The organism is Streptacidiphilus sp. ASG 303, assembly GCF_020991365.1.
Lineage (GTDB): Bacteria > Actinomycetota > Actinomycetes > Streptomycetales > Streptomycetaceae > Peterkaempfera.
This window is the reverse complement of record NZ_JAJLRA010000006.1, coordinates 192,596-206,983: the sequence shown is the minus strand read 5'-3', so window position 1 is coordinate 206,983 and position 14,388 is coordinate 192,596. Positions and strand designations below refer to the sequence as shown.

Sequence of the window (14,388 nt, the reverse complement as noted above, 5' to 3'; positions counted from 1 at the left end):
GGCCCCCACCCGCCGGGCCGGACACCGCAGAAGGTGCGGAACCCGCCGGTAACCAGGGAAAAAGCCGGAGGTGGCCGGTGGGGGCCCCCGTGACACGACTACAATGCCCGGGTGCGCCCAAGCCCGTGGAGGACGGGCCGCTGGGACGCAGGCCGGCAGGCACGCGGACGAAGGGGACGAGCAGGGCAGCAGCGTGCGGGCGGCGGACGGTGCCCGGCGGCGGAGCCGCCGGGACGGCCGGACCGGAGGGGCGGCGGCAGCGGGCCGGTGAAGGTCGCGCCGGAATCTGTCACCATGCTCCGGTAAGGCAACAGTTTCGCCGAGGAGTTCACCCGGACGGCGGAGCGGCGCAGGACGGCCGCCCACCGGCCGGACGGCTCCGTCCGTGGCGGAGGGCCCTCGTCCCCGGGGTGCCGTCCACCGGCCGCGGGTGCAAGGGTCCGTCGGGACCGATCCCAGTCAGGGCAGGGGATCCGGTTGTCCCGCGCGGGTCGAGGACGCGACCAGGAGATGGATGGGACCGCGGAGTGCGGGGCTACGACCGCTACGAGGTTGACGATCACCTCTCCAAGTTCGAGGCCGAGATGGACCGGCTTCGGACGGAGCGGGACAAGGCCGTCGAGCATGCCGAGGACCTCGGCTACCAGGTGGAGGTCCTCAGGGCCAAGCTGCACGAGTCCCGTCGGCAGCTCGCCCAGCCGCGCGCCTTCGACTCCGTCACCGGGCAGGCCGAGCAGCTGCTGCGCACCGCGGAGATGCAGGCCCAGCAGCTGCGGGCGGACGCCGAGCGGCAGCTGCGCGAGTCCCAGGCGGCCACCCAGCGCCTGATGGCCGAGGCCGCCGAGCGCAGCGCCCGGCTGGACGCCGAGATGCAGGCCGAGGCCCGTGCCCGCCGGCAGCGCCTGGAGGAGGAGCTGGCGGAGCTGCGGCGCAACGCCGAACGGCACGTCAGCGAGAACGTCAACTGGGCCGAGCAGGCCCGCGCCGGCACGGAGCAGGAGTCCCAGCGGCTCCTCCAGGAGTCCCGGCTGGAGGCGGAGCGGCTGCTGGCCGCCGCCCGTGCCGAGGCGGCCGCCATCGCCGACCAGGCCCGCGCCCAGACCGCCGCCGACGTCGAGTCGACCCGCGCCGAGGCGGAGCGCGCCCTGCAGCGCGCCCAGGAGCAGGCCGAGCGGCTGCTGAAGGCCGCCGCCGAGCAGGCCCAGGAGGCCGCCTCGCAGGCCGAGCGGCTGCGCGGCAGCGCCGCCAGCGAGGCGGAGGGCCGCCTGGCCGCCGCCCAGGACGAGATCGCGCGGCTCAAGCGCGAGGCCGCCGAGGCGGAGGCCGCCGCCGAGCAGGCCCTGGCCCGGTCCCGGGCCGAGGTGGAGCGGCTGCGGGCGGAGGCCGCCGCCGAGGCGGAGCGGGCCCGCCGCGAGGCCGCCGAGCTGCGCGCCGAGGCCGAGCGGTCCGCCGAGCAGCTGCAGGCGGACGCCGAGGCCGCCGCCGAGCGCCGGGTGGCCGACACCGAGGCCGCCAGCGAGCAGCGGACCGCGACCGCGAAGGCGGAGATCGCCCGCATGGTGGCCAACGCCACCAGGGAGGCGGACCGCATCAAGGCCGAGGCCGCCGAGGCCAGGGCCGCCGCGGAGGCGGAGGCGGAGCGGCTCCGCGCCGAGGCCGAGGCCACCGCGGAGGCGCTGCGGGCCGAGGCCCTGGAGCAGGGCCGCAGCGAGGGCGCCAAGGACGCCACGGTGCACCTGGCCAAGGCCGCCCGCACCGCCGAGGACGTGGTGGCCCGTGCCACCGCCGCGGCCGAGGAGACCCGGGCGGAGGCCGCCGCCGAGGCGGAGCGGATCCGGGCCGAGGCCAAGGCGGAGGTGGAGCGGCTCCGCGCCGAGGCGGAGGCCGCCGCCGAGCAGGCGCAGAGCGCCGTCCTGGGCGAGACCGCGGACATCCGCGCCCGCATCCAGGACATGCAGGACGAGGCGGCCCGGTTCCGCGCCGAGGCCGAGCAGCTGCGGGCCGAGGCCGCCGCGGAGGCCGAGCGGGCCCGCAGCGAGGCCCGGCGCCAGGCCGTGGTGCAGATCGAGGAGTCCGCCCGCAGCGCCGAGGAGCTGCTGACCCGGGCCAAGGCCGACGCCGACGACCTGCGGGCCGGCGCCGCCGGCGAGGTGGAGCGGCTGCGCGAGCAGGCCAAGGAGCGGGCGGCGGAGGTCCAGGGCCGCGCCGAGCAGGTGCTGGCGCGGGCCCGCGACGAGGCCGAGAAGATCACCGCCGAGGCCGAGCGGCTGCGCGACCAGGAGCGGGAGGCCGCCGGGCAGGAGGCCGAGCGGCTGGCGCGGCAGGCCGCGGAGCACGCGGAGGCGGTGCGCCGGGAGGCCGAGGAGTTCTCCGCCCGGGTCCGCGCCGAGGCGGACGCGGAGGCGCGGGCGCTGCGGGCCGAGACGGACTCCGTGGTGCGGACGCAGCGCGAGGAGGCCGAGGCCTACGCCGCGGCCCTGCGCGAGGAGGCCGCCCGGGAGCGGGAGGCCGCCTCGGAGGGGCTGCAGCGCGAGCAGGCCGAGACCGCGGCGCTGCTGGCGGCCGCCGAGCAGGCCGCCCGCGAGGCGGAGCAGGCGGCGGCGGAGCTGGCGGAGCGGACGGCCCGGGAGGCCGAGGAGGTCCGGGCGGCGGCCGCCGCCGAGGCGGAGGAGCTGCGGGGCCGGGTCGCCGCCGAGGTGGCCGCCTCGCGGGCCGACGCCGAGGGCGAGGCGGTCCGGCTGCGGGCCGACGCGCAGGCCGAGGCCGAGGAGCTGCGGGCCGGTGCCCGGGAGGAGTCCGAGCGGCTGCGGGCGGACGCCGAGGTGGAGACCGCCCGGCTGCGCGAGGAGGCCCGCCAGGCGCAGGAGACCGCGGAGCAGCTGGGCGCCGAGCTGATGGCGGAGGCCGAGGCGCGCGCCGCCGCGCTGGCCGCCGAGGCGGAGCAGGAGCGCATCGCGGCCCGCGAGGAGGCGGCGCGGCTCTCCGCCGAGGCCGCCGAGCGGCTGGAGGGGGCCCGGAGCGAGGCCGCCCGCGCCCTCGGCGAGGCCGAGCGGCGCGCCGCCGAGCTGGTGGCCGCCGCCGAGGACGAGGCCGCCCAGGTGCGCCAGTCGGTGGCGGGCCTGTACGAGGCGGCGGAGCGGCAGACGGCCCAGCTGCGGGCGGACGCCGAGCGGGAGTCCGCCGAGGTGCGGACCGCGGCCGGGCGGGAGACCGCGGAGCTGCGGGAGACCGCCGCCCGGGAGGTCGCCGAGCTGCGGTCGCGGGCCGGCGCCGAGGCGGAGCGGGTCCGCGAGGAGGCCGCGGAGGCCGCCTCCCGGCTGCACGCCGAGGCCGACGGCTACGCCGCCCGGGTGCGGGCGGAGGCCGACGCGGACCGGCGGTCCGCCGAGGCGTACGGCCGCGACCAGCGGGCCGCGGCCGACGCGGACGCCACGCGGCTGCTGGCCGAGGCCGAGGAGCTGGCGGCCGCCGCGCGGTCCGAGGCCGACGAGTACGCCGTCGCCACCCGGGCCGCGGCGGCCCGGACCCTCGCCGAGGCGGAGGAGCGGGCGGCGTCCCTGGTCGCACAGGCGCGGGCGGAGGCCGAGGCGCTGACCGGGGAGGCCCAGACGGCCGCGCTGGCGACCACCGCCGCCGCCGAGGAGCAGGCGGACGCCATGGTGGCGGCCGCCCGCAAGGAGGCCGACCGGCTGGTCGCCGAGGGCGCCGCCGAGGGCCGCACCGCGGTGGAGCGCGCCAGGGCGGACGCCGACGCGCTGCTCGCGGAGGTCCGCCGGGACTCCACGGCGATCCGGGAGCGGGCCGAGGAGCTGCGCGACCGGACGCACGCGGAGGTCGAGGAGCTGCACGAGCGGGCCCGCAAGGAGGCCGCGGAGGCGCTGCGGTCGGCCGGCGAGCGGGTCGACAAGCTGGTGACGGCGGCTCAGGAGCAGCTCACCGAGGCCGAGGAGCAGGCGGTGGAGACCGTGGCGGAGGCCGAGGAGCGGGCCGCCGCGCTGGTCGCCGCCGCGGAGGAGCGGGCGTCGGAGCTGAACTCCGAGGCGTCCGCGGAGGCCAGCAAGGTCCGCATCGCCGCCGTGCGCAAGGCGGAGGCCCTGCTGAAGGAGGCCGAGCAGAAGCTCGCCGACTCCGAGGCGGAGGCCGAGCGGCGCCGCACCGAGGCCGACGAGCGGCTCTCCGCCGCCCAGGAGGAGGCGGAGGAGCGGCTGGAGAAGGCGGCGGCCGAGGTCGAGGAGCGGCTGCGGGAGGCCGGGGAGAAGGCCGAGGAGGAGCTGCGCCTCGCGCGCGAGGAGGCGGAGCGGATCGTGGCGGAGGCCCGCGGGGAGGCCGACCGCACCACGCAGGCGGGGAAGCGCGAGCTGGACGAGCTGGTGCGGCGCCGCAAGGACATCAACACCGAGATCGCGCGCGTCCAGGACGTGCTGTCGGCGCTGGAGGCCTTCGAGGCCCCGCCAGCTGCCGGTCAGCGCAGCGGGGGGACCAACGGGGGAAGCGGTACGGGCAGGACGGGCGGCGGTCCCGGAGGCCGCGACGGGGGCGCCAGGGCAGGGGCCGGGGTCGGCTCCGCACGGTCGGGTGGAAAGCGGGCCGACGGCCCACCACCCGATTGAGCGGACATTGTGCACCAACCCCCGGCTTCCGCTCGATGACACTCCGGATTCGTGCCAGGATTCCCCCTATCACCTCACCGGTCTTACGACAGGAACCCCATCCCCATGAGCGACACTCACTCTCCGCACGGCTTCGACGTCGTGCGCCGCGGGTACGAGCGCGCCCAGGTCGACGAGCGCATCACCAAGCTGGTCAGCGACCGGGACAGTGCCCTCTCGCGCATCACGGCCCTGGAGAAGCGCATCGAGGAGCTGCACCTCGAGACGCAGAACGCGCAGGCGGCCGTCACCGACGCCGAGCCCTCGTACGCCGGCCTCGGCGCGCGCGTGGAGAAGATCCTGCGGCTGGCCGAGGAGGAGGCCAAGGACCTGCGGGACGAGGCGCACCGGGCCGCCGAGCAGCACCGCGAGCTGGCCGAGGCCGCGGCGCAGCAGGTCCGCTCGGAGGCCGAGGCCTACGCGAAGGACCGCAAGGCGAAGGCCGAGGAGGAGGGCCGGCGCATCGTCGACAAGGCCGACTCCGACGCCGCCCAGCTGCGGGCCGAGGCCACCAAGGACGCGCAGAACAAGCGCGAGGAGGCGGACGCCCTCTTCGAGGAGACCCGCGCCAAGGCCGCCCAGGCCGCGGCCGACTTCGAGACCAACCTGGCGAAGCGGCGCGAGCAGTCCGAGCGCGACCTGGCGGCCCGCCAGGCCAAGGCGGAGAAGCGGCTGGCGGAGATCGAGCACCGCGCCGAGCAGCTCCGCCTGGAGGCGGAGAAGCTGCGGACCGACGCCGAGCGCCGGGCCCGCCAGACGGTGGAGACCGCGCAGCGGCAGTCCGAGGACATCGTGGCGGACGCCAACGCCAAGGCCGACCGCATCCGCAGCGAGTCCGAGCGTGAGCTGGCGGCGCTGACCAACCGCCGCGACTCCATCAACGCCCAGCTCACCAACGTCCGCGAGATGCTGGCGACGCTGACCGGTGCGGCGGTGGCCGCGGCCGGCAGCAGCGACGACGACCTGGGCCGCAGCGTCCCGGCGCAGCAGAGCCGCTGACCCGGGGTCGGTTCCTGAGGTGATCCCCGGCCGCCACGCGGCCGGGGATCACCTGCGTCCGGGGAGGATGCGGGGCGGAGCGGGGGCGGGAGCGGTCCGGACGGGCGGCGCCTCCGCGGGCGGGGCCTGAAGGGGGCTGCCGGGGGCGCGGGGGGCCGCAGGCCGGGTCCGCGGGCGCGGTCCACGGGCGCGGTCCACGGGCGCGGTCCACGGGCCGCGGCCTGCGGAGGGCTACGGGGGTCTGCGGGGTCTACGGGCGGTCCGCCGCGGTGACGCGGGCCAGCAGCGCGCGCACGGCGTCGTCGAAGGCGTCGGGGGCCTCCAGCGGGGTGAGGTGCCCCGCCCCGGGGACGATCCGCAGCTCCGCGTCGGGCAGGGCCCCGGCCATCGCCCGGGCGTCGCCCACGGGCGTGATGGCGTCCTCCTCGCCGACCACCACCAGCGCCGGCACGGAGACCGCGGGCAGCACGTCGCGGCTGCCGGGTCGGGCGGCCATCGCCCGCTGCGCCCAGGCGACCGCCGCGGGCGCGGCCTCGGACATCAGCGCGCGGACCCGGTCCACGACCTCCGGCCGCTCCCGGACGGTGGTGGCGGAGAGCTGGGGCTGCGGGAGCTGCTCGTCCACCAGCAGCCGGACGCTGTCGCGGGCCAGGACGGCGCGGGCGATCCGCTCCCGGTTGGCCCGGGCCTCCCCGGTGTCGGGGTCGGCCTTGGTGTCGGCGAGCAGCAGCCCGGCGAGCCGGTCGCCGTGGCGGCGGGCGAAGGCCAGGGCGACGTACCCGCCCATGGACAGGCCGCCGACCACCGCCCGTCCGACGCCGGACCGGTCCAGCAGCCGGGCGACGTCGTCGGCGAGCACGTCCAGCGAGGGCTCCTCGCCGCCCTGCGGGGCGGCGCCGAAGCCGCGCAGGTCGGGGGCGAGGACCCGAGCCGCCGTGCCGTCCGGGCCGGGCAGTACGGCGAGCTGGCGCTCCCACATCCGGGACGACAGGGGGAAGGCGTGCAGCAGCACGAGCGGGGTGCCGGTGCCGGACTCGCGGACGTGCTGCGGTTCGCTCATCCCCCCACCGTAGCGGCGTAGTCTGACAGCGCGTGGGGTGCCACGGCCGCCGACGCCCGTCAGGGAGCGAGCACCGATGATCGAGCTGCACGAGCTGACCAAGCGCTACGGGGACAAGCTGGCGGTGGACCGGCTGAGCTTCGCCATCCCGCCCGGCGTGGTGACGGGCTTCCTCGGCCCCAACGGCGCGGGCAAGTCCACGACGATGCGCATGATCCTCGACCTGGACCGGCCGACCTCAGGCCGGGTCCTCATCGACGGCAGGCACTACGCGCAGCTGCGCGAGCCGGTGAAGTACATCGGGGCGCTGCTGGAGGCGAAGGCGCTCCACCCCGGGCGCAGCGCCCGCAACCACCTGCTGTGGCTGGCGCAGAGCAACCGCGTCCCCGTCCGCCGGGTCGACGAGGTGCTGGCGCTGGTGGGCCTGTCGGAGGTGGCGGACAAGCGGTCGGGCGGGTTCTCGCTGGGCATGGGGCAGCGTCTCGGCATCGCCGCCGCCCTGCTGGGCGACCCGCGGATCCTCATGTTCGACGAGCCGGTCAACGGGCTGGACCCGGAGGGGATCCTCTGGGTCCGCAACCTGATGAAGCGGCTGGCCGCCGAGGGCCGCACCGTCTTCGTCTCCTCCCACCTGATGAGCGAGATGGCGCTCACCGCCGACCACCTGGTCGTCATCGGGCGGGGCCGGCTGCTGGCCGACCTGCCGATGACGGAGTTCATCGACCGCAACTCGCGCTCCGCCGTGCGGATCCGCACGCCGCAGCCCGAGGCGCTGCTGGACGCCCTCGCCGGTGCGGCGGTCACGGCGGAGCCGGTGGGGGACGGCGCGTACGAGGTGGCGGGCGGCGACGCGGCGAAGATCGGCGAGCTGGCGGCGGCGGCGGGCGTCGTGCTGCACGAGCTGAGCCCGCAGCGGGCGTCGCTGGAGGAGGCGTTCATGCGGATGACCGCCGAGTCGGTGGAGTACCAGGCGGGCGGCGGGTCCGGGACCGCGGCGGCCGGGCCGCCGGCGCCCGGCGGGTCCACGGCCGAGGGGTCCGCGGCCGGCGGGTCCGCGGGCTGGGGCGCGGACTGGGGGCAGCGGTCCGGCGGCGGGCGGCGCGGCCGGCGGAAGACGGAGGAGTCCTGACATGGCGGCACCCGGACCGGTCCTGCTCTCCGAGTGGACCAAGATCCGCACCGTGCGGTCCACCACCGTGACGCTGGCCGCCGCCTTCGTGGTGACGGTCGGCCTCTCCGCGGTCGTCTGCGCCCTGACCAACGCCAACTTCACCGAGGCCACCCGCAACGGCCGGAACGCCGTCTTCGACCCGACGTCGACCAGCTTCGCGGGGGTGTTCCTGGGCCAGCTGGCGGTGATCGTCTTCGGCGTGCTGGCGGTCGGCAACGAGTACAGCAGCGGCATGATCCGGGTGTCGCTGGCGGCCGTGCCGCGGCGGGGGGCGCTGCTGGCGGGGAAGACCGCCGTCGTGCTGGCCCTGGTGCTGGCGGTGGCGGCGCTGACGAGCTTCAGCTCGTTCCTGCTCGGCCAGGCGCTGCTGGGCCCGCACCGCACCTCGCTGGACGCGCCGCACGTGCTGCGGGCGGTGGTCGGCGCGGCGCTCTACATGGCGCTGATCTGCCTCTTCTCGGTGGGCGTGACGGCGATGCTGCGCAACCAGACGCTGGCGCTGGGCGTGCTGATGCCGTTCTTCTTCCTGGTGTCGCCGATCCTGTCGAACGTGCCCAAGGTGAAGACGGTGGCGCGGTACTTCCCCGACACGGCGGGCTCCCGCGTCACCTCGGTGCTCCAGCAGCCGGACGCCCCCTACGGGCCGTGGACGGGGCTGGGGATCTGCGCGCTGTGGACGGCGGCGGCCCTGCTCGGCGGCTGGCTGGTGCTGCGGCGCAGGGACGCCTGAGCGGCGGAGCGGCCGGGTCCGCCGCGGGCGGGGCCGGCAGGCCCGGGGGCACGGCGGGCCGGGGCAGGTCATGACCGTGCAACGGCGGGACACGGAACCGGCCGGCGGGCTGCGCGGGACCCGGCCGGTGTGATGGGCTGTGCCCGTCCGGCACCCGCCGGGGCCGCCGCGCCGGACGGGGCCGCCCGCCCACCGAGACGACCGAGGACGCACCGGATGATCGAGGCACACGGCCTCACCAAGCGCTACGGTCCCAGGACCGCCGTCGACGGGCTCACCTTCCGGGTGCGCCCCGGCGTCGTCACCGGCTTCCTGGGCCCCAACGGCTCGGGCAAGTCGACCACCATGCGGATGGCCGTCGGCCTGGAGGCGCCCACGTCGGGGACGGTCACCGTCGGCGGCGTCCCCTACCGGGAGCTGCCGAACGCGGCCCGCACGGTGGGCGCCCTGCTGGACGCCAGGGCCGTCCACGGCGGCCGGAGCGCCCGCAATCACCTGCTGTGCCTGGCGCAGCTGGCGGGCATCGGCGCACGGCGGGTGGACGAGGTGCTGGCGCTGGTGGGCCTGTCGGAGGTCGCGGGCCGGCGCTGCGGCGGCTTCTCGCTCGGCATGGGCCAGCGCCTCGGCATCGCCGCCGCCCTGCTGGGCGACCCGGAGGTGCTGCTCCTCGACGAACCGGTCAACGGGCTGGACCCGGAGGGCATCCACTGGGTGCGCACCCTGATGAGGGGCCTGGCCGCCGAGGGCCGCACCGTCCTCGTCTCCTCCCACCTGATGAGCGAGATGGCCCTCACCGCCGACCACCTGGTCGTCATCGGCCGGGGGCGGCTGCTCGCCGACACGAGCGTGCGCGAGTTCGTCGAGCGCCACTCCGCGGGCTTCGTGCGGGTCCGCACGCCCGACGGGGCCGGGGAGCAGCGCGCCAGGCTGGCCGGCGTCCTCGTCCGGGCGGGTGCGCACGCCGAGCCGGAGCCCGACGGCGCGCTGCGGGTGACCGGGCTGACGGCGGCGCGCATCAGCGACCTGGCGCACGGGCACGGGGTGCGGCTGCACGAACTGGCGCCGCACCACGCGTCGCTGGAGGAGGCGTACATGCGCCTGACCCAGGGGGCCGTCGAGTACCGCTCGGCCGCGCCGGCGGCCGGCGGGCCCGCGGCGCCGGGCCCCTGGCCGCCCGCGGCCCCCGGGCACGCCCCGGGCGCCGTCCCCCACCCGTACGACACCGCCGCGGCCGCCGCGGGCGGGCGCGAGAGCGAGGCCTGAGCCGTGGCGCACCCCACCCCCTCCCCCGCCGGCGGTCCCCGGGCGGACGCCGCGTACGGGGACGGCCCGTCCGGGGACGCCGCGCACGGGGACGGCCCGTACGGGCGCCCCCTGCCGGAGTCCCCCGTGCAGGAGCCCGGCCTGCGCCACGCGCTGGCCTCGGAGTGGACGAAGATCCGCAGCGTCCCGTCGACGGTGTGGACGCTGGCCGTCGCGGTCGGCGCCGTCGTCGGCATCGGCGGGGCGGCGGTCGCCTGGTCGAGGGGGAGCACCCGGCCGGGCGACAACATCCTGGGCCTGGGCCTGGGCGGCTTCCTCGTCGGGCAGATCGCCGTGATCGTCCTCGGGGTGCTCACCGTCACCTCCGAGTACGGCAGCGGCATGATCCGCACGACGCTGGTCGTCTGCCCCCGGCGGACCCGGGTGCTCACCGCCAAGGCCGCGGTCCTCGCCGGCCTGGTCCTCGTGGCCGGCACCGCCTCGGTCGGGCTCTTCGCCGCGCTGGCGGTCCTCGTGCTCGGCCCCGGGGCCGGGCCCCAGCCGGCGGGGCGGCTGCTGGACGCGGTGGCGGGCGGCGGCCTGTACCTGACGGTGGTCGCCCTGATGTCGCTGGCGGTGGGCACCCTGCTGCGGCACGGCGCGGGAGCGATCGCGGCGATGATCGGCTTCGTGCTGCTGCCGGTCGTGCTGGGGCTCTTCGCGGGCGAGCGGCTGGGCCCCTACCTGCTCAGGCACTCGGCGGTCGCGACCTCGGCGTCGCTCTTCGGCAGCGGTCTCGACCCGGACACCGGCTGCTGGCGGCTGCTGGCGACGCTGGCGGGCCTCACCGCGGTGCTGCTGGCGGGCGCGTACGCGGCGGCCGTCCGGCGGGACGTCTGACCGGAGGGCGCGGCGGGGCGCCGGGCAGGTGTCCGGCGGAGTGCCCGGCGGGTGTCCGGCCGTGCCCGGCAGGTGTCCACGGCCCGGCGGGACCCCGGTCAGTACCGGGGCGCCCCGCGGCCGCGCAGGACGGCGGTGGTGCGCCGCTCGCGGGCGTTCCAGCACGCGCGGTGCCAGTGCCGCCGGTCCTCGACGCCGGCGCCGTGCAGGGGCCAGGCGACGACGTGCCCGACGCGGGGCGGGATCTCCTGGTCGCAGCCGGGGCAGCGGTAGCGGCGGTCCGCGGCCCCGGCGACGGTCCGCACCACCCAGTCCTCGCCGCGGTAGGGCTCGGTGCGCTGGAGCAGCGAGCTCCCGGCGGGCGCCGCCGGCTCCCGGGACCCGTCGTCGGTGGATCGGGGGCGGTTGCGGCGCGGCGACACGGCGGTTCCCTTCCGTGGTTCCCTGGGGCGGTCCCTCCCGGACCTGTTGTCCGCGGGGGGGCTGGGGCGGAGGCACGGACGGCGGCGCGCCCTCGCCCTCAAGGGTAGGGGGTCGCGGCAGCCCTATAGCAGGCAAGCTGCCCGGATGTCAGCGAATCCGGCGATATGCATCCCTTCTTCCGGCAGTTCCGCCAATCGGCGTGCCATTGGCACATGACATGGGTTACTCACGAGGGGACAAGGCGGGGCCGCGGACCCTGCACGACCGAGGGAGACCCGATGACCGACACCACGACCGCGACCGCCGTCAGCGCCGGGGCCGCGGCCCAAGCGCCCGGGGACGCCGGACGTGCCGACGCCGCGCACCCGGGCGCCGCCGACACCGCCCGCGCCGGCGGCCCGCACACCGACACCCTCCGCGTCGGCGCGTTCCTGCTCTCCGCACAGTTCCCCGGCCAGCGGCACGCGGAGGCGCTGGAGCGCACGGTGGGCGCCGCCGTGGCCGCCGAGCACGCCGGACTGGACAGCGTGTGGCTGGCCGAGCACCACTTCGTGCCGTACGGGGTGTGCCCGGACGCCGCGACGCTGGCCGCGCTGCTGCTCGGCAGGACCCGCCGGATCGGGGTGGGCACCGCGGTCAGCGTCCTGTCCACGGCGCACCCGGTGGCCCTCGGCGAGCAGGCGGCCCTGCTGCACCTGACCTCCGGGGGCCGCTTCACCCTCGGGGTGGGCCGCGGCGGGCCCTGGGTGGACCTGGCCGTCTTCGGCTCCGGGGCCGACGCCTTCGAGTCGCAGTTCCCCGAGCGGCTCGACCTCCTGCTGCGGTGGCTGCGCGGCTCCCGGGTGGGTGCGGACGGGCCGGCGTTCTCCTTCCCCGAGGTGGCCGTGGTGCCGCGCGCCTCGGAGACCCCCCTCGTCGGGGGCGGCCTGCCGTCCGGCGTCCGGTACCGGCCGGGCCCCGCCGTCCGGGCGGCCCTTCCCCGGCAGCGGTCGGGCTCCGGCCGCCGGACCGGCTCCCCCGCCCCGGGGCCGGCGGGCCGCCCGCACCCGCTGCAGACCGTGCCCGTGCAGGCGGCGCACGCCGCCGGCGGGCCCCCGGTGGTGGTCGCCTGCACCTCGCGGGGCTCGGTCCGGCTGGCGGCCGAACGCGGGCTGCCGATGCTGCTCGGCATGCACTCCGGCGACGACGACAAGGCGGAGATGGTGGCCGCCTACCGGGCCGCCGCGGCGGACGCGGGGCGCACGCCGGAGCAGATCGCCCGGGTCGAGCGGGAGCACGTGGCCGCCGGGGTGGCGCAGGTCGGCGACAGCGCCTCCGAGGCCCGCGGCACCCTGCTGGCGGCCATGCCGGAGTGGTTCCGGTACGGGCTGGGCGCGCACCGCACCGTGGACGGCCGGGAGCGGAGGATGCGCGACCCGCACGAGTACACGCGGCTGCTGTGCGACCTCCATGCGGTCGGCACCCCCCGGCTGTGCGCCGACCGCATGCTGGCCACCGCGGAGCGCACCGGCATCCGGCGGTTCGCCCTGCTCGTCGAGGGCTCCGGGGACCGGGCGGCGACGCTGCACAACGTCGCCCGGCTCGGCTCGGAGGTGCTGCCGCTGCTGCGGTGACGGGCCGCCCGGGGCGGCCGGGGGCGTTCCGGGCGGCCCCGGCCGTGTTCCGGCCGGGGTGCGGCCGCCCGGGACGGGCCGGGGCCGCCCCGCCGCAGGGGGCGGCCCGGGATCAGCAGTCGCGCAGGACCGGCGACTGGTTGAGCAGCTGCCCGCGCACCGAGGTGAACCGCTCGTAGCGCTCCTCGGACTCCTTCCCGGGGGCGAACACCGCGACCCGGTGGCAGTTCTGGAAGGCCAGGCGGACGCCGAAGTGCCGCTCCAGGGCCCCCCGGATGGCGTTGCTGGCCAGGGCGCGGAGGAGCTGGCCGCGGGCCTGCTCGTCCGGCGGGGGCACCTGGTTGTCGGCGAAGCCGGTGCCGTCCGCCCGGAGCCGGGCGGCCAGCGAGCTGATCATGTCCCAGGCGTAGGGCAGGGAGGTACGGACGCAGTCGACGAACTCCCTCTCGTCGACCTCGCCTCGCTCGGCCTTCTCGAGCAGGGCCGGTGAGACGTCGAGCGACATGGGTTCTCCTCTCGCCGCTCCGGGCCGACCCGGAGACGGTGCGGTGTGGGGGATGGTGCCGTGCCGTGCTCAGCCGCTGCCGGCGAGCGGTCGGCCGGTACGGACGCCGGCGCCGACACGCCCCGGCAGGCTCTCAGTCGGTTGTCGGCGGGGCCACCGTAATCCGGCGACTCTCGCCGAAACCTGACGCCATACGGAGAAGATGGCGCAAAAGCATATGAAATTCCGTCAGAAGCAGTCCCCCTCACCCGGCTCCGTGACACACGGTAAGCCACCGGGCACGCAGGCCACCAGGGATCGGCCCCGAGATCCGGTCGGACGCCGGGCCGCGGCCGGTGGTCACCCGCCTCCAGGGTCGCGGTCCGCGGGCCGCCGGGAGCCGCCCTTCCCGCGAATCGCACCGAATGGCCCCGGTGGGCTAGCGTTGTCGACCGTGCGTCTCGTCATTGCCCGCTGCTCCGTCGACTACGCCGGACGGCTCTCCGCCCACCTTCCCTCCGCGACCCGGCTGCTGCTGCTGAAGGCCGACGGCTCGGTCTCCGTGCACGCGGACGACCGGGCCTACAAGCCGCTCAACTGGATGTCGCCGCCGTGCGTCCTCAAGGAGGCCGAGGGCGTCTGGACGGTCGAGAACAAGGCCGGCGAAAAGCTGATCATCACCCTGGAGGAGGTGCTCCACGACTCCTCCCACGAACTGGGGGTGGACCCCGGCCTGATCAAGGACGGCGTGGAGGCCCACCTCCAGGAGCTGCTGGCCGACCGGATGGAGGTCCTCGGCGAGGGCTGGTCCCTCGTCCGCCGCGAGTACCCCACCGCCATCGGTCCGGTGGACATCCTCTGCCGGGACGCCTCCGGGGCGACCGTCGCCGTGGAGATCAAGCGGCGCGGCGAGATCGACGGCGTGGAGCAGCTCACCCGGTACCTGGAGCTCCTCAACCGCGACCCGCTGCTCGCCCCCGTCAGGGGCGTCTTCGCCGCCCAGGAGATCAAGCCGCAGGCCCGGGTGCTCGCCGCCGACCGCGGCATCGGCTGCGTCGTCCTGGACTACGACGGGCTGCGCGGGATCGACGACGACAAGCTGAGGCTGTTCTGACCC

At 77.3% G+C, this 14,388-nt stretch carries 11 protein-coding genes; 8 read left to right on the top strand and 3 right to left on the bottom strand.

All coding sequences use genetic code 11. From position 1 onward, the window contains the following. Positions 1–527: 527 nt before the first annotated feature. Together LO771_RS11340 and LO771_RS11335 are read left to right on the top strand one after the other, a co-directional pair. The gene (locus tag LO771_RS11340) at positions 528–4,610 is read left to right on the top strand and encodes a hypothetical protein (RefSeq protein WP_308188874.1); all 4,083 of its coding nucleotides are present in this window, start codon (positions 528–530) and stop codon (positions 4,608–4,610) included. Between the two features lie 105 nt (positions 4,611–4,715). Further along, positions 4,716–5,648: a cellulose-binding protein gene (locus LO771_RS11335; protein ID WP_230650723.1), complete on the top strand. Its 933-nt coding sequence runs from the start codon at positions 4,716–4,718 to the stop codon at positions 5,646–5,648. A 250-nt stretch (positions 5,649–5,898) separates the two neighbouring features. On the opposite strand, the gene LO771_RS11330 is transcribed toward LO771_RS11335, so the two are convergent. Beyond that, entirely contained in the window at positions 5,899–6,708 is an 810-nt protein-coding gene (locus LO771_RS11330) for an alpha/beta fold hydrolase (RefSeq protein ID WP_230650721.1), read from the bottom strand. A 76-nt stretch (positions 6,709–6,784) separates the two neighbouring features. Here LO771_RS11330 and LO771_RS11325 point away from each other — a divergent pair, with 76 nt between their 5' ends. The 4 genes from LO771_RS11325 to LO771_RS11310 all read left to right on the top strand — a co-directional run bounded on the left by LO771_RS11325 (position 6,785) and on the right by LO771_RS11310 (position 10,751). Continuing rightward, positions 6,785–7,837, top strand: coding sequence for an ABC transporter ATP-binding protein (locus LO771_RS11325; RefSeq protein ID WP_230650719.1), 1,053 nt, complete (start codon positions 6,785–6,787; stop codon positions 7,835–7,837). Position 7,838: 1 nt separating this feature from the next. Further along, positions 7,839–8,609: an ABC transporter permease gene (locus LO771_RS11320; RefSeq protein WP_230650717.1), complete on the top strand. Its 771-nt coding sequence runs from the start codon at positions 7,839–7,841 to the stop codon at positions 8,607–8,609. Between the two features lie 216 nt (positions 8,610–8,825). Beyond that, entirely contained in the window at positions 8,826–9,872 is a 1,047-nt protein-coding gene (locus LO771_RS11315; RefSeq protein ID WP_230650715.1) for an ABC transporter ATP-binding protein, read from the top strand. Between the two features lie 3 nt (positions 9,873–9,875). Beyond that, positions 9,876–10,751, top strand: a complete 876-nt coding sequence (locus LO771_RS11310) for an ABC transporter permease (RefSeq protein ID WP_230650712.1) — start codon at positions 9,876–9,878, stop codon at positions 10,749–10,751. Between the two features lie 98 nt (positions 10,752–10,849). On the opposite strand, the gene LO771_RS11305 is transcribed toward LO771_RS11310, so the two are convergent. Next, positions 10,850–11,173, bottom strand: coding sequence for an ATP/GTP-binding protein (locus LO771_RS11305; RefSeq protein ID WP_230650709.1), 324 nt, complete (start codon positions 11,171–11,173; stop codon positions 10,850–10,852). A gap of 279 nt (positions 11,174–11,452) precedes the next feature. Here LO771_RS11305 and LO771_RS11300 point away from each other — a divergent pair, with 279 nt between their 5' ends. After that, the gene (locus tag LO771_RS11300) at positions 11,453–12,787 is read left to right on the top strand and encodes an LLM class flavin-dependent oxidoreductase (protein WP_230650706.1); all 1,335 of its coding nucleotides are present in this window, start codon (positions 11,453–11,455) and stop codon (positions 12,785–12,787) included. Between the two features lie 112 nt (positions 12,788–12,899). On the opposite strand, the gene LO771_RS11295 is transcribed toward LO771_RS11300, so the two are convergent. After that, a complete protein-coding gene (locus LO771_RS11295) occupies positions 12,900–13,292 on the bottom strand; it encodes an SCO5389 family protein (protein WP_230650703.1) in 393 nt (130 codons plus the stop codon). A 433-nt stretch (positions 13,293–13,725) separates the two neighbouring features. Between LO771_RS11295 and nucS the strand changes: the two genes are divergently transcribed. Beyond that, complete coding sequence (nucS, locus tag LO771_RS11290; RefSeq protein ID WP_230650700.1) at positions 13,726–14,385, top strand: endonuclease NucS; 660 nt, start codon at positions 13,726–13,728, stop codon at positions 14,383–14,385. Positions 14,386–14,388: the final 3 nt, after the last annotated feature.